General features: G+C 60.4%; 13 protein-coding genes. 8 read left to right on the plus strand and 5 right to left on the minus strand.

Annotation, left to right across the window (positions count from 1 at the left end; all coding sequences use genetic code 11):
• Positions 1 to 9: 9 nt before the first annotated feature.
• The 3 genes from tssC to tssA are packed head-to-tail and all read right to left on the minus strand — an operon-like array spanning position 10 to position 3,257.
• Entirely contained in the window at positions 10 to 1,515 is a 1,506-nt protein-coding gene (gene tssC, locus AC0L3O_RS31410) for a type VI secretion system contractile sheath large subunit (RefSeq protein WP_236378436.1), read from the minus strand.
• Positions 1,516 to 1,517: 2 nt separating this feature from the next.
• The gene (gene tssB / locus AC0L3O_RS31415) at positions 1,518 to 2,057 is read right to left on the minus strand and encodes a type VI secretion system contractile sheath small subunit (protein WP_027154109.1); all 540 of its coding nucleotides are present in this window, start codon (positions 2,055 to 2,057) and stop codon (positions 1,518 to 1,520) included.
• A gap of 6 nt (positions 2,058 to 2,063) precedes the next feature.
• Positions 2,064 to 3,257, minus strand: coding sequence for a type VI secretion system protein TssA (gene tssA / locus AC0L3O_RS31420; protein ID WP_473617578.1), 1,194 nt, complete (start codon positions 3,255 to 3,257; stop codon positions 2,064 to 2,066).
• Between the two features lie 333 nt (positions 3,258 to 3,590).
• On the opposite strand from tssA, the gene tssH reads away from it, so the two are divergent.
• The 3 genes from tssH to AC0L3O_RS31435 all read left to right on the plus strand — a co-directional run bounded on the left by tssH (position 3,591) and on the right by AC0L3O_RS31435 (position 8,074).
• A complete protein-coding gene (gene tssH, locus AC0L3O_RS31425; protein WP_473617579.1) occupies positions 3,591 to 6,356 on the plus strand; it encodes a type VI secretion system ATPase TssH in 2,766 nt (921 codons plus the stop codon).
• A gap of 245 nt (positions 6,357 to 6,601) precedes the next feature.
• Entirely contained in the window at positions 6,602 to 7,684 is a 1,083-nt protein-coding gene (locus AC0L3O_RS31430; protein ID WP_473617581.1) for a sensor histidine kinase, read from the plus strand.
• 150 nt (positions 7,685 to 7,834) lie between these two features.
• The gene (locus AC0L3O_RS31435) at positions 7,835 to 8,074 is read left to right on the plus strand and encodes a hypothetical protein (RefSeq protein ID WP_287216988.1); all 240 of its coding nucleotides are present in this window, start codon (positions 7,835 to 7,837) and stop codon (positions 8,072 to 8,074) included.
• Positions 8,075 to 8,432: 358 nt separating this feature from the next.
• Here the strand turns inward: AC0L3O_RS31435 and AC0L3O_RS31440 are convergent, their stop codons facing one another.
• The gene (locus AC0L3O_RS31440; RefSeq protein WP_287216985.1) at positions 8,433 to 9,389 is read right to left on the minus strand and encodes a glycoside hydrolase family protein; all 957 of its coding nucleotides are present in this window, start codon (positions 9,387 to 9,389) and stop codon (positions 8,433 to 8,435) included.
• 385 nt (positions 9,390 to 9,774) lie between these two features.
• Between AC0L3O_RS31440 and AC0L3O_RS31445 the strand changes: the two genes are divergently transcribed.
• Positions 9,775 to 10,947, plus strand: a complete 1,173-nt coding sequence (locus AC0L3O_RS31445) for a glycosyltransferase family protein (RefSeq protein WP_473617582.1) — start codon at positions 9,775 to 9,777, stop codon at positions 10,945 to 10,947.
• A gap of 2 nt (positions 10,948 to 10,949) precedes the next feature.
• Entirely contained in the window at positions 10,950 to 12,119 is a 1,170-nt protein-coding gene (gene glf / locus AC0L3O_RS31450) for a UDP-galactopyranose mutase (RefSeq protein WP_287188145.1), read from the plus strand.
• Between the two features lie 24 nt (positions 12,120 to 12,143).
• On the opposite strand, the gene AC0L3O_RS31455 is transcribed toward glf, so the two are convergent.
• Positions 12,144 to 13,292: a glycoside hydrolase family 1 protein gene (locus AC0L3O_RS31455; protein ID WP_287216981.1), complete on the minus strand. Its 1,149-nt coding sequence runs from the start codon at positions 13,290 to 13,292 to the stop codon at positions 12,144 to 12,146.
• Positions 13,293 to 14,007: 715 nt separating this feature from the next.
• Between AC0L3O_RS31455 and AC0L3O_RS31460 the strand changes: the two genes are divergently transcribed.
• The 3 genes from AC0L3O_RS31460 (at position 14,008) to AC0L3O_RS31470 (ending at position 17,524) form a co-directional block, all read left to right on the plus strand.
• On the plus strand, positions 14,008 to 15,468 hold the full coding sequence (locus AC0L3O_RS31460; protein ID WP_473617584.1) for a glycoside hydrolase 5 family protein: 1,461 nt from the start codon (positions 14,008 to 14,010) through the stop codon (positions 15,466 to 15,468).
• Positions 15,469 to 15,810: 342 nt separating this feature from the next.
• On the plus strand, positions 15,811 to 16,986 hold the full coding sequence (locus AC0L3O_RS31465) for a zinc-dependent alcohol dehydrogenase (RefSeq protein ID WP_473617586.1): 1,176 nt from the start codon (positions 15,811 to 15,813) through the stop codon (positions 16,984 to 16,986).
• Between the two features lie 10 nt (positions 16,987 to 16,996).
• Complete coding sequence (locus tag AC0L3O_RS31470; RefSeq protein WP_473617587.1) at positions 16,997 to 17,524, plus strand: hypothetical protein; 528 nt, start codon at positions 16,997 to 16,999, stop codon at positions 17,522 to 17,524.
• The last annotated feature ends 2,074 nt before the right edge of the window (positions 17,525 to 19,598 follow it).

The raw sequence follows: 19,598 nt of genomic DNA on the forward strand, positions 1-19,598 counted from the left end.
TGCTGTAAATCAAGCCTTTACGGACGGTAGTTCCGACACCAGACGAAGCGAGGCGTTGATACCCTCCAACTGGTAATGCGGGCGCAGATAGAAGCGGGCGTTGTAGTAGCCCGGCCGCCCCTCGACGCTGTCCACCTGGACTTCAGCGGCGGCAAGCGGGCGCTTGGCGCGCGCCTTGTCGTCGGCAAAGGCCGGGTTGGCCAGCACGTATCGGTTGATCCACTCGGTCAACCAGATCTGCATGTCCGACCGCTCCTTGAACGACCCTATCTTGTCGCGCGCGATGGCCTTGAGGTAATGCGCAAACCGCGAAACCGGGAACAGATAGGGCAGGTTGGCGCTCAGCCGCTCGTTCGACTGCGCGTCGGGATCGACCAGCCGGCCGGCGCGGGTCTCGTCGTCCTGCAGCGAATGCGCGCCGATGAAAGCCGCCAGATCGGTGTTCTTCCGGTGCAGGATCGGCATCAGGCCGAGCTTGGCCAGTTCCGCCTCGCGCCGGTCGTCGATGGCGACTTCCGTCGGACATTTCATCGCCACCGATCCGTCGTCGGTGGGGAAGGAGTGCACCGGCAGGTTGATGACCGTGCCGCCATTTTCGACGCCGCGGATCTGCGTGCCCCAGCCATAGAGCTTGTGGCTGCGGTTTATGTTCACGCCCATCGGGAAGGCGGCGTTCATCCAGACATATTTGTTGTGGTCGCCCTGGACCTCCTCCTCGAAGGTGAAACCCTTCACCGGAACGGTGTCCGTGCCGTAGGGAAGCCGTGCCAGGACGCGGGGCATCGTGAGGCCGATATAGCGCGCATCCTCGCTCTCGCGCAGCGATTGCCACGAGGCGTAGGCGGCGTTGGAGACGATCTGCTGCAGGTCCTGCGGGTTCGGCAGTTCCTGCCAGCTGTCCATGCGGAACAGGCGCGGCGAGGCCGCCGCGATGAACGGCGTGTGCGCCGAGGCGCAGACGCCCGAGATGTTGCGCAACAGGCCGACGTCACGCGGATGGTTGGAGAATTCGTAGGCGCCGATGAGGCAGCCGATCGGCTCGCCGCCCAGCATCGAATACTCGTCCGTATAGACCTTCTTGAAGATCGGGCTCTGGTCCCACATCTGGCCTTCATAGTCTTCAAGCGTGTCGGCGAGCTGCTCCTTGGAAATGTTCATCACCCGGATCTTCAGCTTCTGATCCGTCTCGGTGTTGTTTATGAGATACCAAAGGCCGCGCCATGTGCCTTCCATTTCGCGCACTTCCGGCGCGTGCAGGATCTCGTTGACCTGCTCCGACAGCATCTTGTCGATGCCCGCGATCAGCGACTTGATCGACTTGATCGCGTTGGACGAGATGGTCGTGGTGTCGGATCGCGACTGTGCCGCCAGCGCGAGATTGCGAACGAGTTGCTGCAGTTTCTCGCTGTCGTCCTTCTTGACCTTGAAATCCTTTTCCAGGAGCCCGCTGAATTCTCCGAGATCGATGGTCTCCGCCTCGGCGGCGACGGCTGCGGTCTTTTGCTGTTCGGCCATGACTACACCTCAACCTTGTCTTCGTCCGACAATGCCTGGCTGGCGATTTTGCCAAGAAGCGGCTCGTTGTTCAGAAGCTGCGCTATGCGCTTTTCGGCGTCGACGCGGCCATCCATGAAGCCGAGCAGTTCTTCGAGCTGGCGACGCATCTTGAGGATCTCGGCCAGTTGCGGGACTTGCTCGGCAATCTTGTCCGGGGCGAAGTCGCCCATCTTGGTGAAGGTAAGATCGAGTGCTAGCTCTTCGTCCCGCTCGGCGCCCTCCGCCTGGGGCAGCGTATTCTTCACGCGGGCTTTGACGCGCGGCCCAAGCGCCTCCATGAAACGCGGGAAGCGGTTCGCATCGGTCTCGACAAAGGAGCGGTCCAGCACCGACTTCATCGCTTCCTTGGTCTGTGAAGCGCCGGAAAGATCGGCCATCACCCCCATGACGAACGGCAATTCGATCGTCGTCGGGCTGCCATAGGTTTCCACGTCATAGGCGATCTGCACGCGCGGAGCGCGGTTCCGTTCGATGACTTTCGCTTTGCTTTCAGCTGCCATGGCTCGTTACCTTTCATCTTTCTGGGCCGTCTTCTTGGCATCGGGAACGCCGGCAAGCAGCCGGAATTCCTTCAGCCCCGACGGGGCGAGATCTTCCATCAGTTCAACGAAATCCATATGCACCATCCGGCGCACCCGGCGGGCCAGGTGCGGGATCGGGCTCGACGGTTCGGTGCGGTCATAAAAGGCGACGACGAGGTCGAGGCATTTCACGACGTCGTCGCGCGAGGAAATCCGCTCCGGCAGCCTCGTGCTCGGTTCCGCGTAACTCGCCACACTTGCCATAGTATCGGCTCCATGGCCCTTTGCAGGCATTTGACCGTTTCGAGCAGGCATTTCCGGATCTGCAGTCGTGGGGGCTGGCTCGGCTGCGCCGTTCGTCGCGGTCTCGATTGCCGAATTCCGTTCGAGGGTCGACAGCAAACGCTGCAGAAACCGTTTCAATTCCGGAACAGCGGCGCCACCGCCCTGCAGACGGACGTTGAGAGCCGTCTCGACGGCATCAAGAGCGGTGATCGCCGCTTGAGCATCGGCAATGAGCGACATCATCTCCGCATTGGCTTGATCGGCCTGCGCCTTACACCCGCTATGAACCCGGTTCAGCAGTTGACCGTGCGCGCTGGCCAGCGTTGCCTTTTCCGCCGCATTCAATCCCGAAGCCGCTTCCAGAAGCATGACCCGCTCGTCGAGTGCGGCTTGTTCCAGATCGCGTCCGCTGATCGGTCCCATAGGGCGCGGCGCGAAGAAAATCATTCGCCGCAAGTCCGCCAGCAGCCCGTCCTGGCCATTCTGGAGGTCGAGCAGGGCGTTGATGCGACGCAAGGCGGCGTCGCGTGGTGAAGCACTGGGCCGCAGGGCCGGGTGCATGGTCTCCCAATGCTGATCGAAGCTCCGCGCAACAAGGGTCAGGCCATGTGCGAGCCCGGCGAGCCGCTGTTCATTGGCCAGCGCGCGCGTGACAATGACGAGCAGGCGCAGATCCCGGCCATGCGCACGCAATTCCTCCGCCTTGTCGAGGACGGCAGGCCAGTCGACCGGAATGGTGCTTTGCGACGAGGGCTGGTTGTGTCCGCCATGGACGACCTTGACCTGCGGCTCGGTGAGACGCTCCAGCTCATGAAAGGCTGGATCGTTGCGCAAATCCTCCCCTGACGGATTTTCACCGTCCAGCGGATTCAGCCAGAGTGCGAGATCAAGCACACCATCCCCCAGCGCGCGGCTCGTGGGCCGTGCCTGACCCAACGTTACCACACTGCGACACTTTACCACAATTTAGTTGATGCTCAATCTTAATACGAGCCTGCAACCGGCGCGCTGGGCTCAAAAGTGCTGGCGGATTTGTCGAACCCTGTCGGTGAACGCATCGCCAACAGGCGCGGCGTTCGATGGCGTTGCAGCCGATGGCGCCGGCGCCTGCCGGGACGGAAGAAATCGACTGAATCGCACACCCGGACGCCCCGCTCATAAACGCTCTTTGTCAAGTCGCTGCTTATGTGGCAGTTTGTTGGCTGGCAGATTGGAGGGGCAAGTTCGATGGAACAGCGCCGGTCGTCGCAGAGCTTTAAACGCAAGGAACTGGTCGGCAAGCTCAACCCCATCTGTTTGCGCGCCTTCAAGGCTGCGGCCGACACCGCCAAGCTGCGCGGCAATCCTTATGTCGAGCTCGTTCACTTCATCGAGCAGCTGGTGCTTTCAGAGCGATCGGATGTGCAGCTGATACTGGCAGACGCCGGGGTGGATGCGAGCCGGCTCACGGCCGATATGACCCGCGCCGTCGACAAGCTGCCTTACGGCGCCACTTCGATCGAGGAATTTTCCGATCATATCTTTCACGCCATCCAGGAGGCCTGGGGCCTGGCGGGACTGGAATTCAGCGTCGAGGAAGTGCGCAGTGCGCATATTCTGCTCGCCTGCCTGAAGACGCCGGTGCTGGAAGGCCTGCTGTCGAAGATCAGCGGCGAATTCGACAAGATCGATGCGCAGGCCGTTATTGCGCGGTTCGCGGACGTCATGGAGGGTTCGCTCGAAGCCGGCGCCTCGACTGCGGTTGCCGCCGCCGAAACACCGCGGCGGGCTCCGGGCGCGGATTCGGCGCTGGCCAAATATGCCACCGACCTGACCCAGCGCGCCCGCGACGGCAAGATCGATCCGGTCGTCGGCCGCGATCCCGAGATCAGGCAGATCGTCGATATCCTGATGCGGCGCCGGCAAAACAACCCGATCCTGACCGGCGAGGCGGGGGTCGGCAAAACCGCGGTCGTCGAGGGCTTTGCCTTGCGCATTGCCGAGGGCGACGTGCCGCCGACGCTGCAGGGCGTCAGCGTGCGCATGCTCGATGTCGGCCTGATGCAGGCGGGCGCCAGCGTAAAGGGCGAATTCGAAAAACGGCTGAAGGCGGTCATTGACGAGGTGCAATCCTCGGAAACGCCGGTCATCCTCTTCATCGATGAAGCGCACACCTTGATCGGCGCCGGCGGCGCGGCAGGAACCGGTGATGCGGCCAATCTGCTGAAGCCGGCGCTGGCGCGCGGCGAGCTTCGCACGATCGCGGCGACGACCTGGGCCGAATACAAGCAGCACATCGAGAAGGACCCGGCGCTTACCCGTCGCTTCCAGGTCGTCAAGATAGATGAGCCGTCGGAAGCGGTCGCCGTTCTCATGCTGCGTGGTGTCGCCGGTGTCCTCGAGCAGCATCACAAGGTGCAGATACTCGATGAGGCGATCGAGGCGGCGGTCAGCCTGTCCCACCGCTACATCCCGGCACGGCAACTGCCCGACAAGGCCGTGAGCCTTCTCGACACCGCCTGCGCCCGTGTCGCCATTTCGCAGCATGCCACCCCGGCCGAGGTCGAGGACATCATGCGCCGCCGCCAGGCGCTGGAGGTCGAGCGCGCCATCATCGGCCGCGAGGCAGCGATTGGCATCGACGTGGCCGACCGGCAGGCTCGGGTCGAAACCGGGCTTGCCGAGACCGAACTCACGCTTGCTGCCGCGCAGCAACGCTGGGATCGGGAAAAGGCGCTGGTTGGCGAGATACTCGAACTGCGCGCCAGGCTGCGCGGCGAGGGTGTGCCGCTCGACGCCGTGGAGCCTTCGGGGGCGGTGGCCGAAACCGCAGGCGCCGATATATCTGAGATCAAAGCGCCCGAACCCGATGCGCCCGAACCCGATGCGGAAGCAACGGCCGCTGCCGGTCCTTCTCCACCCGACCCGGCTACCGATCTCGCGCGGCTGCGCGAGCTGATGGCCGAACTCGCAGAAGCGCAGGGCGAGACGCCGCTGATCCTGCCGTCGGTCGACCGCAACGCCGTGGCGGCGGTAGTGCAGGACTGGACCGGCATCCCGACTGGCCGGATGCTGTCGAGCCAGACCGAAAAGGCGCTGCGGCTCGCCGTCACGCTGTCCGAGCGCGTGGTCGGTCAGGATCACGCCATGGAAATGATTGCCAAGCGCGTGCAGACCAGCCGCGCCGGGCTCGGCGCGCCCGAAAAGCCGGTGGGGGTGTTTCTGCTCTGCGGTCCCTCGGGCGTCGGCAAGACCGAAACCGCGCTGGCCCTGGCCGAGACGCTTTATGGCGGCGAGCAGAACCTCATTTCGATCAACATGTCCGAGTTCCAGGAGGCGCACACCGTCTCAACCTTGAAGGGCGCGCCACCCGGATATGTCGGCTATGGCAAGGGCGGCATCCTCACCGAGGCGGTCCGGCGCAAGCCCTATTCGGTGATCCTGCTTGACGAGGTCGAGAAGGCGCATCCGGACGTGCACGAAATCTTCTTCCAGGTCTTCGACAAGGGAATGATGGACGACAGTGAAGGCCGCCGGATCGATTTCAAGAACACGCTGATCCTGCTCACCTCGAACGTTGGTTCCGAAGTCATCATGGACCGGACCAGCAGCGGCACGGTGCGGGCGGGGCTCGACGATCTCGACACAGCACTGCGCGCCCCGCTGCTGAAGGTTTTTCCAGCGGCCTTCCTGGGCCGGGTGGTGACCATCCCTTATTACCCGCTCTCGGACATGATGATCGAAGCGATCACCCGCCATCAGTTCGCCAAGATCGCCCGCCGGCTGCGCTCGAGCAACGATGCCGAGTTGGTGATCGGTGACGGTGTCATGGATCTGGTCAAAGCCCGCTGCACCGAGATCGAATCCGGCGGCCGAATGATCGACGCCATTTTGACAAACACGCTTCTGCCGGAGTTGAGCCGTGGCGTGCTGAACCGGTCGCTCGAGGGCGAGAAGATGACGAAGGTGACGGTTGGAGCCTCCGAAGGAGGTTTCACCTATTCCTTCGAATAGCTGAGCAGAACGTGGGACCCCGATTCACTCGGCGGGCTGGACCGGCTGCGCGGTGGGTTTCGCGGAGCCGCTGGCCCGCCGTCAGCATGCCGCACCCGGCCGATCGGAAGATGTCGTTTTACCCAGGGCCGTTGCGCGAGGCACCTCTTATGGTCAGATGCCTGACACGGCGCGATGCAGCTCCAGCTTTGGCGATGGCGGGCGCACTGCATTATTGATATTGTACGCCCAGAACAGGCGCGCAAATGACATCCACTTCAGAGAAGGCCGATGCGGTCGAGCAGTTGCTTGACACACCTGAACTCGCAACCGCACTGGAAAGCGAACAGTTCAAGAAATTCCTTGACCAGGTGCCGATCGCCATAGCCGTTGCAGACCTGGCCGCTGAGGAGCGTGTAGTCTACGCCAATCCGGAGTTCGAGAAACTGTCAGGCCTGACGGTCGCTAGGCTAACTCGAGAAAACTGGTCGGCCCTTTCGGGCACAGGCCTCCACAAGCAGGAGGACCGCCCGCTGGCCGAGGCCGTGGTTCGGGAGACCGATTTGGTCGGCACCTACAGGCTGGAGCGCAACGAGGACAAGCTGCCGATCGTCGACGTTTATTCCAATGTCATCGAGGACGACAACGGCAAGGTCTGCTTCCGGTTGGTGGCGCTGGTCGACGTATCTGCCCATGGCGAAGCGGCGGATCAGCGCTCGGTGGAGGAGCGTGTCAGCGAGAAAGACACGCTGCTGCGCGAACTGCAGCACCGGGTGAAGAATAACCTCCAGATGATCACCGCCCTGATACGGCTTGAAAGCCGCAATGCGACTGAGGCCGACCGGAGACGGTTTGAACGGCTCGCCGGTCGCGTCGACGCCCTGGCGATCCTCTACCAGACGCTGACGGCCGACGAGCAGAAGGATGAGGTCGATCTTGGCGTCTATCTCAGCCAGATCGCGTCCGCGGTGATGAGCTCGCATGCAGTCGAGGGGATCCGCCTCGATATGAGGGTGGACACATACCCGGTGTCAATCAACGTCGCCATGCCGGCGGGACTGGTCGTGAACGAATTGCTGACCAATTCGCTAAAACATGCTTTCCAGGGGCGCGAAGGCGGCACGATAACGCTGCACAGCATCGTCGATGGCGACGGCTGCCGGGTCATAGTGGCTGACGACGGAATTGGGCTGCCGGAAGGCGAGACGTGGCCCAAGCCAGGCAAGCTCGGAGCGCTGATCGCGCACTCACTGACCGAGAACGCCAAGGCGCAGCTCGCCGTCGACTCCCGCGCCGGCAAAGGGACGAAGGTGACCATCGTCTTCAAACGATCAGCGGCAGCAAGCTGAAACCCAACGAAGGCAGTTGGCTTCATGTTGCGGCCTACTTTTGTGTTGCGCCCGAACAGCAGCCCCTATTCGATGCGGTTTCGCGCGTCGGTTGCATCGCAGCCCCAGACACGCTACTATACCGTCTCGCGTTCCCGGGGGGGAAGGTGGATGAGCATCGTCCATAGGGTCGGTCCAGTTCTAGATCAGGCGATTGCCGCAGTCCTCAACAGGGCCGGCTATGGCGACATCGTCTCGGTCAAAGCGGCATTAAACCAGGTTCGGCAGGCTGCACCTGGTTTGGTCGCATCCAATGACGATCTGACCGAAGCTATACTCGAAGTCGCTGCTGCTTTGGGCCTGTTGGTGGCTTTCGATGAGCACGAGCAGTATCCGCTCAATCCCGCTTAGTTATCCGGTCACCGCTCGGAAGGTTGTTAGCGAAATAATCCGCCCCTTCATGGAACCCTTTAGTAATCGGCGAGTTGCGTTCAGAGCTAAAGGTGACCGTCATGGCAACCCAAGAGAGCGATCGTGGCTTCCGAGAGTTGGTTCGGAAGATAATCGTCGGAGTCTACGCAAGCGGTTAGAACTGGAGGACGATCAAACCCTGTCGCCGAGCCTGGCCGCATTAGCTTTGAAGCTTCAGAAGGAGCTTGAGCGGCGAGAGCAAGAGGTGGCCGACAAGAACCCCAATCGCCCTGAAGTTCGTCATGGCACCTCGTCCTCTGGACCATGATGGCAAAGCGCGACAGAGCGGTCGTTTCTGCTAGGCCACTCGCGAAACCGCTTGCTGATCCAGGTCGCATCTAGCGAGTCCGAAACGCCAGCGATGGTTCGTTGCCTCACGTCTGCTCTGGTAGAACAAGGTCAGTTTCCCGCCCTCGATCATCACGGTCGAATGGCCGTTTTCCCCAGGCTCACCAGGGTCAAGCACGGGGCCGACCGACACGTAAGGACCCTTGACGTCGTCGGCGACGGCGAAGAATACACGCTGACGACTTCCGCGCGGACCGTCGGGAAGGAAGCAGGTGGCGTTGAGAAGCACGCGACCGTCGGGTAATTCGACCAGTTGGGCGCCCTCGATCCCCCATTCATAGTCCGGATGCTCGCGCGCATTGTGATGGGGCACATCGAGATGATCCAATATCTTGCCGAGTCGTTTCCACGGCCCGAACCAGGAATCGGATTGGCTGCGCGCCAGATAGACGTCAGGCTGCGGCACCCTGGTGAATTTAGGCATGCCTGAATAGACGATGTAGCGCTTGCCGCCGATGATCGCCGGATGGGGATCATAGATCCCGTCCTCATCGGTGTCCGGCAGGGACAATATCGCCGGATTCAGCACCACCCAATGAAAGCCATCATTGGACACAGCATGCTCGCAACGTCCGCCCGACTTCATGAATTCGGTCTGAATAAACATATGGAAGACGCCGCATTCATGAATGACGCCGGGCGCCGCAATGCCCGATCCGGTTACCGCCAAGTCGAGCGCCTCATGCTCAGTCCACGGCCCATAAAGGTCAGGAGCCGTGGCATGTAGTATATTCCAGCTCTCGGTTGTGACAGTGCCGCTGGAACCGAAGACGTGCCAAAGCGCGCCGTCGAACACCGGACAAGGATCCTTCAGATCATCCACGGACTGCGGGTGAAACAACGGAAAGACGTTGGTTTCAAAGTTGAACTTCATTCCTTGCGGCTCTCTCACGGTGGCTGCCTGCATCGACCCATGCGTCGGGCCATCTGTGGCGACCAAAACGAATCATGCGCAGCTCATTAACTCTTATACCTGCGCTCATGAATGGTTGTTGAACGATTGAGCGGATTTCAGCCGTTCTGTGGCAATGCGCCACATTTGGCGAGATCTGAAGCTGCAAGGGCCTCCGCCTTGGCCGAGGCGACATGTCCGCCGGGTGTTGGTAGCAGCGCCGCTTCTCTTCGAACAATTGCGCAAGTGGCCGGCTCGGCGGCTACAGCCAATTAAAATCCGTGGAACAACTTATTCAAATGAAAGTTAGATGTGCGGATGAAGGCTTCATCAGGAGCGTGCTTCGATTAACATATGTTAATCTGGAGAATTACAAGATATAACCAAAGAGGCTTCTTACATGAAAATAGCGGGTGGCAAAAATAATAAAACAAATATCCCCATAAAATCGTCAATTATACTTTGCTTTTCTCACCTCAGGTGGGATTTCGTACACCAACGCCCGCAGCATATTCTAACGCACGCCTCAAAACAGCAGCAGCTAATTTACTTTGAGGAGCCGATCTACGAGGAAATACGCTACCCTTCGATGCGGGTGAACGATCGGTCTGCAAGGATCACAATCGTAACCCCGGTTCTTCCGGCCGGCATTTCCGCAACAAAGGCGGACGCTATCCAGCGCAGATTCGTCGACCAGATCGTCACCTCAACTCCGCATGACCGGCTGACTGTATGGTACTACACGCCCATGGCGCTGCGTTTCAGTGACCATATAGCCTGCGATGTATGCGTCTACGACTGCATGGATGAACTCTCCGCCTTCAAGAACGCGCCGGCAGAGTTGCAGCAGATGGAAAAAGCGCTGTTCCAGCGCGCTGATGTCGTGTTCACGGGCGGGCAGAGTCTGTACGAGGCCAAGCGAAGCCTCCACAAGTCGATTTTTCCCTTCCCCAGCAGCATAGACGTTTCGCATTTTCACAAAGCAAGAGAGCCCGGCGATGACCCTGTAGACCAGACAGACATACCTCACCCGAGAGTGGGCTTCTTCGGCGTGATCGACGAACGGCTCGACATCGAGATGATCGCACAGGCGGCTGCGGCAATGCCCGAAGTGCATTTCGTCATGCTCGGCCCGGTGGTCAAGATCGACCCGCTAAGCCTGCCGCGCGCAAATAACTTACATTGGCTGGGTGCCAAGTCCTACGCCGACCTACCTCGCTATCTCAGGCACTGGAGCGCCGGCTGGATGCCCTTCGCGCTCAATGAGGCGACACGCTATATCAGCCCGACCAAAACTCCTGAGTTCCTGGCCGCCGGACTGCCGGTGGCCTCCACGGCGATTGTGGACGTCGTGCGCACCTATGGTGCCGAAGGCCTGGTCGACATTGTTGACGCCGACGACATCGAAACCAAGCTTCGGTCCCTTCTGTCACGTCCCCGGAATTTCCTGTTGAAGGAGGTCGATGCCTACCTCGCTAACATGTCCTGGGAACGAACGTGGGACGCAATGGCTGCCCATATTCAGCGCGCCTATGCAATGAAAAGCATTGTGCCTTTGCGCCGGGGAGCCTGACCATGTTCGATTGGTTGATTGTCGGCGCCGGCTTCGCTGGCAGCGTGCTCGCCGAACGCATCGCGTCGCAACGGCAGGAAAGCGTCCTGCTCATCGACCGGCGAAATCACATCGGCGGCAACGCTTATGACTGTTACGACGAAGCTGGAATTCTGGTCCACCGCTATGGGCCGCATATATTCCACACCAACGCCCGATCGATCATCGACTATCTCTCGCAATTCACCGAATGGAGGCCTTACGAACATCGCGTACTGTCTTCGGTCGACGGAAAACTGCTGCCGATACCAATCAACCTCGACACGATCAATCGCCTGTACGATCTTGAATTGACGCCCGAGCAGTTGGAGGAGTTCTTCGCATCCCGGCGAGAAACGGTCGAGGAAGTCCGGACCGCCGAAGACGTGGTTGTGAGCACCGTTGGCAGGGAACTCTACGAAAAATTCTTTCGCGGCTATACAAGGAAGCAGTGGGGCGTCGATCCGGCCCAACTAAGCAAGTCCGTGACTGCGCGGGTCCCTACCCGGACCAACCGCGATGATCGCTACTTTGGCGACACTTTCCAGAATATGCCGGCGGGCGGGTATACACGCATGTTCCGGCGCATGCTGGACAACCCAGGGATCAAGATCATGCTGCAGACCGATTATCGCGAAATTCGCGACAAGATCCCCTTTCAGCGGATGATCTACACCGGGCCGATTGATGAATATTTCGACTGGAGCCTTGGTCGTCTGCCTTATCGGTCACTGCGGTTCGAACACGTGACGCTTGATTGCGAGCAGTTTCAGCCGGTCGCCGTTGTCAATTATCCGCAGACGGAAAACTATACCCGCATTACCGAGTACAAGCATCTGACCGGTCAGCAGAGCCCGAAGACCAGCCTGACTTACGAATATCCAACCGATATCGGCGATCCTTATTATCCGGTACCGCGGGCGGAAAACGAGGCGCTGTACAAACGCTATGAAGCACTGGCAGCGGCGTGCCCCGACGTGTGGTTCGTCGGGCGCCTGGCCACGTACCGCTACTACAATATGGATCAGGTTGTCGGTCAGGCTTTGGCGACGTTCGCGCGCATTCAACAGTGCCTTCCGGCAAACGGCACCGTGCAGATGCTTGCGCAGCGGACGACGCTCGGCCAACATTCGGAGCAGTTCCCCACCTACTGACGTGGCCCGTCCCTTCTTCGACCGCTACGAAACACCTGCCGCGAACAATCTGCGCTGGCGATCCAATTCATCGGCAACCGGCTGGCGAAGACTGCGCGAACCGTCGGCATGAATCGTAGAGAACAAGCCGACTTCCGCGTGGCGCGAATTGTCCCAGCCGGGATACGCGGTCACCGGGTACAGACATATACCCTGAACCGGGGCACCACGGCTCATTGCGTCACGGACCTCATCGCAAACATAGTGGAGCCATGCCGGCCGGCCTGATCCTTCAGCGCCTGTCTCGGCGATGAACATGGGCTTTCTGTAGCGCTCTGCGACTTCCACCAACATGTCGGAAAGCGCCCGATGTTCGTGGTGGCCCATCGGTATCGTTGGCCCCCGAAAGTACCATTGGTTGTGCGGATAAAAGTTGAGCCCGATGACGTCGACACAGTCCTCGCTGCCGCCCAATTCAGGCTCGGCACGGCCCGTCAGCATGTCATAGGCTTCAAACTGGCCCTGACGAACATTTTCCGCGCGCCGCTGCTCGGCGCGAGTGCGGTCACGAGGAGCGACATGGATTAGCGGTTCAGCCCAGATGAACCTGCAATCAGGTTCGGCATCCCGCATCGCTTTCACGCCCGCAACCGCTGCCCTCACAAGCTGCCGCTTGAACCATCCCTGCTTCTTCGGCCCCACGCGCGGGAAATAGCCGACCTCTATCGCCCATGCAAAGAATGAGATTTCATTGATGGGACATACTAGGGGAGCTGTCCCTGCAACGGAGCGGTGAACCCGGACAGCCTCAGCGGCGAATCGCACATAGGCCTCGGTGAAGCCTGAGCCACCCTGGTCGACATGATCCGGCGAGCCGTAGTGAAAGATATCCCAGATGACCTGCACCCCGGCGGCCTGAGCTGCTTCGATCATCGATATCCAACCCGACCAATCGAAAACTCCTGGCGCTGTTTCAATCAGGTGCCAGCGCAAGCCGTCGCGAATCGTGCGAAGCCCAAGGGCAGCACAACTGCGATAGTCGCCGAGGGCGTGCGTGTCGTGTGCGGTCGCGCGGATCAAATCGAGGCGCACTCCGTCGCCGCGCCGATGCGATGAACACTCGAAACCAGCCATGAAGAAGCTGGCAAACGCGGACCGGTACTCGCCTGGCGGACGCGCCGGATTGCTGCTCATACGTGCAACCCCTCGGCCAGGGCTCGCGCCGGCGCTCCCGCCGGGCGGCCGGCGATTGCCAGTCTCGACCGCCACAATTTCCTTCGGGCCTCCATCACGTCGTCCCCTGAGCGGTAAATGCCGTGCAAGCGTAGACTGTTGACCAAGCAAGCGTGAGCGGAGCCGAGTCCAGGTGTTGCCGGTGAGCAGACGTTGACCTCAGGATGAAAGACTGGCGCTCTGAAGCCGCGCCTCGCCAATCCGTTGTCGGGCTGGATGATGGAATCCGAGGAAGGAGAAGATCGCACGCACGACAACTATAAAGCTGATGAGATGAAAGCACACGCAATCTCCCCCACAATCCTACCGAACTTGCCTGGGACCGTGAGGTTCCCCTTCGGCTGAAGTTTGTCTGGTCGGGCAGACGACCGCCAACCTGGAATTCTGCCCTTGTCGACGAAGCGACGCACGACACTTCCGCTCCCTCGTCATGTCCGCAGCGAGGGTTCTCACATCGCTATCAGAATCGAGCGTGCGTTCTGCGCCTGCAACTTCTCTGGGTGATCGGTCGACATCACCAGCTCCGCGCCGCTCTTGAGGTAAGGCGCCGCTGCGTCGAGACAGGGCATCGATTTACTGCAAAATGGGGCGAAAGGAGCATTGGCCTGCCAAGCCCGGCGAAACATTTTGCCACCGCGGCAGTTATACTGCTCCGCGGACGAAATTCGAGCATGCCTTGAACGACATTAGATTGGCGATACCGCTGGTCGGCGAAGTGGAAGACTCCGCGCCGAGATCGGCTGCGGGCCTGCCTTGGATCAAGATAGCCGGTTCCTATTTCGTCACCGAGGACGGCGAGGCATGGACGCCGATCGGCCAGAATGATGCGGTAAGCTGGCCCGAACTCAATGGTCTGTTCCGGCGCGCCGATATGGCCGGCGTGGAAGATCATCTCCGTTGGCTGAAGGAAAGCGGCGTCACCTGCCTCAGGCTGATGCTGGAATACGCCCAGGTTCGCCACCGCTACTTCGAGAAGCCGCAGGGCCGCTTCGTCCCGGCGATGGTGCAACTGTGGGACGACCTCTTCCGTCTTTGCGAAAGACAGGGCTTGAGAATCCTGCTCACCCCCTTTGATACGTTCTGGCAGTGGCTCCACTGGCGCCACCATCCCTACAACCGCCACAACGGAGGCGTGCTGGACCACCCGTCGCGATTCCTGGTCTGCGCCGATACGCGCCGGGCGATCAAGGCGAGACTGGAATTCGTGGTTCGCAAATGGAGCGGCAGCGGAGCCCTTTTCGCATGGGACCTCTGGAACGAGATCCATCCCGAGCAGGCTCAGGGCAGCGCGGATGGCTTCGGCGCCTTCATCCATGATCTTAGCGATTTTGTGCGCCGCCTGGAAACGTCACTTTACGGCCGCTCTCACCCGCAGACAGTTTCGCTGTTCGGACCTGAGCTTCGCTGGCGGCCCAAAATGCCGCTGGCGGCGCCGATCTTCCGTCACCCCGACCTCGATTTCGCCTCCCTGCATCTCTATGAGGAGGGCACAATTGACGACCCCAGTAACACGGTGGCGCCGGCGCTCGGCATGGCGCGAATCGTCGGACAGGCTCTGGGTGAAATTCATGACGGCCGCCCTTTTCTCGATTCCGAGCACGGCCCGATCCACTCGTTCAAAGACAAGAAGATCACGCTTCCTGAACCTTTCGACGACGAATATTTCCGCCATTTGCAATGGGCTCACCTGGCGGCGGGGGGTGCCGGTGGCGGCATGCGGTGGCCGAACCGCACCCCGCACGTGCTCACCCCCGGCATGCGGCGGGCGCAGCGTTCGCTGGCCGACTTCCTGCCCCTGATCGATTGGGTTTCGTTCCGGCGTGCCCATCTCGGCGACAAGATGCGGGTTTCCGGACCCGACATCGCGCCGGTCGCCTGCGGCGACGATTGCCAGGCAGTGGTCTGGCTGGTTCGCAACGACACGATCGGGCGAAACGGCATGCTGCGTGCCCGCACTGCGCCCATTCCTGCCGTCCTGGAGCTGCCCGGGTTGGCTCGCGGCACCTATCGCGTCATCGCCTGGGACACCGCGGCCGGCAGGCAAACAGCGGAATGGCAGGCGAATTCGGATGGCTGGCTGAAACTTGATGTGCCGCCGTTCTCCGCAGATGTCGCGCTTGCCGTCCACCGGATCTAGGGAGGCAACTCGCGCGATGCCGTTCAGTGATCTCGCGTCGCCCTAGACAAAGTCGATAGAGGCGGAAGCTGTCCCAGACATTTCCGACCGTGGCATGCAAGTCAAAGCTTTGGTCCTTCGTCATGGCGATGGCGGCCACTCACCCTGCCAGTTTTTTTAACGGAGGCGGGAACATGGATGCTGCCTCGCGGTTGGATCCCGGGTAGCTAATTCGCAGCCTGAGGAAAGCGGCCGAACCCGCTTTCTTAAAAGAAGCAGTAATTCCGCAACCCCGTTCCGTGACATGCGAATTGCCGCGGGAGTTGCTGCGACGCCGCGAACCGCCCCTATCGGAGATTACGCATGCGAGCGCTGGTTTGGCATGGAAAAGAAGACATACGTTGCGACGAGGTTACCGACCCCGAAATCGAGGACCCGCGCGACGCCATTGTCAAGGTGACGAGCTGCGCGATCTGCGGCTCGGACCTGCATCTCTATCACAACCTCATTCCGGCAATTCTGCCCGGCGACATTATGGGCCACGAAATGATGGGTGAGGTGGTGGAAGTTGGATCCGGGGTAATCGGCGCGCTTAGGACGGGAGACCGCATCGTCGTCCCCTTCACCATCATTTGCGGGGAATGTGACCAGTGCAAGCGCAAGAACTTTTCGGTCTGCGAACGAACCAACCGCAACAAGAATATCGCCGACAAGGCGTTCGGTCACACGACGGCCGGGCTGTTTGGGTATACCCATCTGACCGGCGGTTACCCGGGCGGTCAAGCCGAGTATGTTCGCGTGCCATTTGCCGATGCAACGCACATCAAGGTACCGGTCGGGCTCTCCGATGAGCAGGTCCTTTTCCTTGGCGACATATTGCCAACTGGCTGGCAGGCTGCTGTTCAGTGCGAGATCGAACCGTCCGATACCGTAGCGGTTTGGGGCTGTGGCCCAGTGGGGCAGATGGCAATCCGCAGCGCCATTCTTCTCGGTGCCACCCAGGTCGTGGCGATAGATTGCCTGCCCGAACGCCTATCCATGGCCGGAGCAGGCGGCGCGGTCACCATCAACTTCCTGGAGGAGAGCGTTGTTGAAAGGCTGAACGAGCTTACAGGCGGCAAAGGGCCAGACAAATGCATCGACGCGATCGGGATGGAAAGTCACGTGTCCTTTCGTCAACTAGACACCGTTTATGACCGCGCGAAGCAGATGATGATGATGGAAAACGATCGGCCCCACGTGCTGCGTGAAATGATCTATGTCTGCAGGCCAGCCGGCGTCATCTCAATCGCGGGCGTGTATAGCGGGTTCGTCGACAAGATCCCGATGGGCCAAGCGATGAACAAGGGCCTGACCTTCAGGATGGGCCAGACGCATGTGAACCGCTGGACCGACGATCTACTGCGCCGCATCGAAGAAGGTCAGATCGACCCGTCGTTTGTCATCACCCACACTGCCGGGCTCGAACAAGGACCCGAGATGTACAAGATCTTTCGCGACAAGCAGGACAGTTGCGTCAAAGTCGTACTGAAGCCATAGGATCAGTGTCATGAACATGCTTAGCAAATTAGGCAATCTCAGCAGACGGCCAAGCGACCCAAGGGTCGTAAAATCTGGCCCGAAGGCGCTCGCGCCCTCCGATATGGTAGCGCGCAAACTCGGATGGTTCAGCATTGCGCTTGGCATTGCCGAACTCATAGCCTCCGAGCGCATCGCCCGCGCATTCGGCTTGCCTGGCAAGGGAGGCGTGATCCGTGCCTACGGAGCGCGAGAAGTCAGCAGCGGCATTCTGTCCTTGTCGGTGGACAAACAGTCGGGACTTTGGAGCCGTGTGGCCGGTGATGGGCTCGACATCGCAACACTCCTATGGGCGTTCCGGCATGACAATCCAAAACGTGGCAACGTCGGACTTGCATTGGTGCTCGTTGCCGGTGTGACACTCATCGATTTATTGACCGCGCAAAAGGTAAGCGCCCGGCACGCTCGCGGCCGCCGGCAAGCCCAGGATTTTAGTAACCGCAGCGGTTTCCCGCGCGGTCTTGAAGCTGTGCGGGGCCTTGCACGTAAAGACATGTGACCTGCCTGCCAGAATTGAGCGGTGGCTAACTGGCGCGAACCTGATCTCCTTGTCTCGGCGTCCCCGCCGAACGCCCGGCGCTGATTGCGCAGATACTTTGACCTATCCGGAACCGCAATTTCAGGAGATCGTTGCTCCAGGCAACAGGCATTGCCGCATGCCGTGCCTGTTGCGGGGTGCACCGTTCCAAACGGCAGGCTAAGCTACGGCTATGCCAGCGACCCAAGAGTGTGACATCCGGGCTAGCCGGGCATGATGCCGGTCCCAGGCTGCAGAAATAGGCAGTTTGACGGGTGATGCTGTCTGCCCCCGTCGTCACATCCTGCGTCGCAGCGCGGTCAGCCGCCAGTAGTCTGATCTGATCGACCAAGTCCCTTCTTTGTAGCGAGTTTTTGCTTTTCTTTCAGCAGCCGAACGATCGCGTCGACAGGCGGCGCAAGGTCGGGCGGCGACTTGCTGTTCGAGCGCCACAAGTATCCAAGGAATGTTCTCAGTATGCGCATTGTCGTTACCTCCTGGACCACCAAACTTGGCTTGGGCGTTGTTGTTCCTGAACGGCAGGCCAAGCGCCCCTGTCCAGGGGCGAACTCACCACGTGGCAAGCAGGCGGCTGGAGTCTTGGACGGGATAGCGGTTCTGGAACTCTTTCCTCCAGAACTCAGCCGTGATCGCTCCCGGTTGCGGACGCTCTTTTATTCTTCCGACCTGGAACTCGGGGAGACGGTCGAGGAGGCTTGGCTGAATAGACCGAGGGCAGGTTCTGGCGGTTGGCAGGGGCGCAGGTGCCTTGGCGATCACCGAAAGCTGAAGGAGCGGTGCGTCCCGCCCCTCCGAATGGCGCTACTGGGCCGCATGTTCGACTGCCCAAAAGGTCGAGGCTCAATCTGGAAAACGACGTGAAGTGCTCGCGTCTCGGATTGTGGCAAATTGCATGGCAGAAGGGCGGACGAGTAGAGCTTCTTTGCGAGACGACCGTTAGGACGGGCTTGTCAGCAGGCGGTTTGTCTTTCGTTTGGGTTGGGCAGCACTTTGACCTTGTGATGAACCCCTCTCCGATCAGCCCGCGTCCTTCCCATTCCCTCGGGGCGCGGGCTTCTTGTTTTTGTTGGGTGGCCCGTGGAGCGGCGCGGCTAAATGCGCGGCTTTTTTGTTTCCGTGTGGAACTTAGGCGCGGACTGAAAGTTTCATTCGTGCAGCTGCGACATGGATGACTCCCGATGAGCCCGCGTCCTTTTTTCCCGAAGGGCGCGGACTTTCTTTCGTGCACAGACACCGGGCGGGTCACGTTTCGCGACATGCAGCGAAATGGCCGCTTGCGCGCCGCCTCAATCGCTCGCATTCCTCCGGAAAGTGCTGAGCAAAACGCACGATGGCAACTTGATGGCAAGTGTATCCCCTCACGAAGTTGCCGGCCGGTTGCGCCGCTGCTGGACGAGGTTATTGGGCGTCACTTCCGGTGACTATCGCGTGCGCTTCGCCCAGCCACAGCTTCCAACCTGTAGTGAATGGATGGAACACAATCTTGCTGTCCAGGATGACGAAGCTGTCAGCGCCGTCGGTGGCGTCGAATCTTGACGAAGTGGCAGACCAGGTCAACCAGATTCGAATTGGCAGTCAAGAGGACCATCCTCAGATAGTTGCGCCTGGGATCCTCCTCGAGATCGCCTGCGGCGCGGGGGCTCAGATGGTCTTCGAAAACCTGCTCTACGGATCGGGCACGCTCCGTTTGTCTCTCCGCTGCCAAACTGAAGGTGTTGCGGCTTGTTCCTTTACGTCGACAACGGAACGCAGTCACTCTCGGATTCGTTGCAATGTATGAGCAATGTTGGACACAGGTCGGGTCAAGCTTCGAACGATCAGGGCCGCATTTCAGAATTGCCCGAGAGGATCGAAAGGATGAGCTCTCGAAATCGCTGCATCATCGTGGTCGGAGCCTCGGCTGGCGGCGTCGAGGCTCTGAAGCGGCTCGCGACCTATCTACCGCCCGATCTTACGCGGCTGTCTTCGTGGTGCTCCACGTGGGCCAGACGAGCTATCTCCCGGAGATCCTTGATCGGGCTGGCCCTCTCAGGGC

Source organism: Mesorhizobium sp. WSM4810 (assembly GCF_055811235.1).

Coding starts and splice junctions, on each gene's coding strand:
- AC0L3O_RS31435 (WP_287216988.1), top strand. CDS start 7,835: ATGAGCATCGTCCATAGGGTCGGTCCAGTTCTAGATCAGGCGATTGCC.
- tssB (WP_027154109.1), bottom strand. CDS start 2,057: ATGGCAGCTGAAAGCAAAGCGAAAGTCATCGAACGGAACCGCGCTCCG.
- AC0L3O_RS31430 (WP_473617581.1), top strand. CDS start 6,602: ATGACATCCACTTCAGAGAAGGCCGATGCGGTCGAGCAGTTGCTTGAC.
- glf (WP_287188145.1), top strand. CDS start 10,950: ATGTTCGATTGGTTGATTGTCGGCGCCGGCTTCGCTGGCAGCGTGCTC.
- tssC (WP_236378436.1), bottom strand. CDS start 1,515: ATGGCCGAACAGCAAAAGACCGCAGCCGTCGCCGCCGAGGCGGAGACC.
- AC0L3O_RS31470 (WP_473617587.1), top strand. CDS start 16,997: ATGAACATGCTTAGCAAATTAGGCAATCTCAGCAGACGGCCAAGCGAC.
- tssH (WP_473617579.1), top strand. CDS start 3,591: ATGGAACAGCGCCGGTCGTCGCAGAGCTTTAAACGCAAGGAACTGGTC.
- AC0L3O_RS31445 (WP_473617582.1), top strand. CDS start 9,775: ATGAAAATAGCGGGTGGCAAAAATAATAAAACAAATATCCCCATAAAA.
- AC0L3O_RS31440 (WP_287216985.1), bottom strand. CDS start 9,389: ATGCAGGCAGCCACCGTGAGAGAGCCGCAAGGAATGAAGTTCAACTTT.
- AC0L3O_RS31465 (WP_473617586.1), top strand. CDS start 15,811: ATGCGAGCGCTGGTTTGGCATGGAAAAGAAGACATACGTTGCGACGAG.
- AC0L3O_RS31455 (WP_287216981.1), bottom strand. CDS start 13,292: ATGAGCAGCAATCCGGCGCGTCCGCCAGGCGAGTACCGGTCCGCGTTT.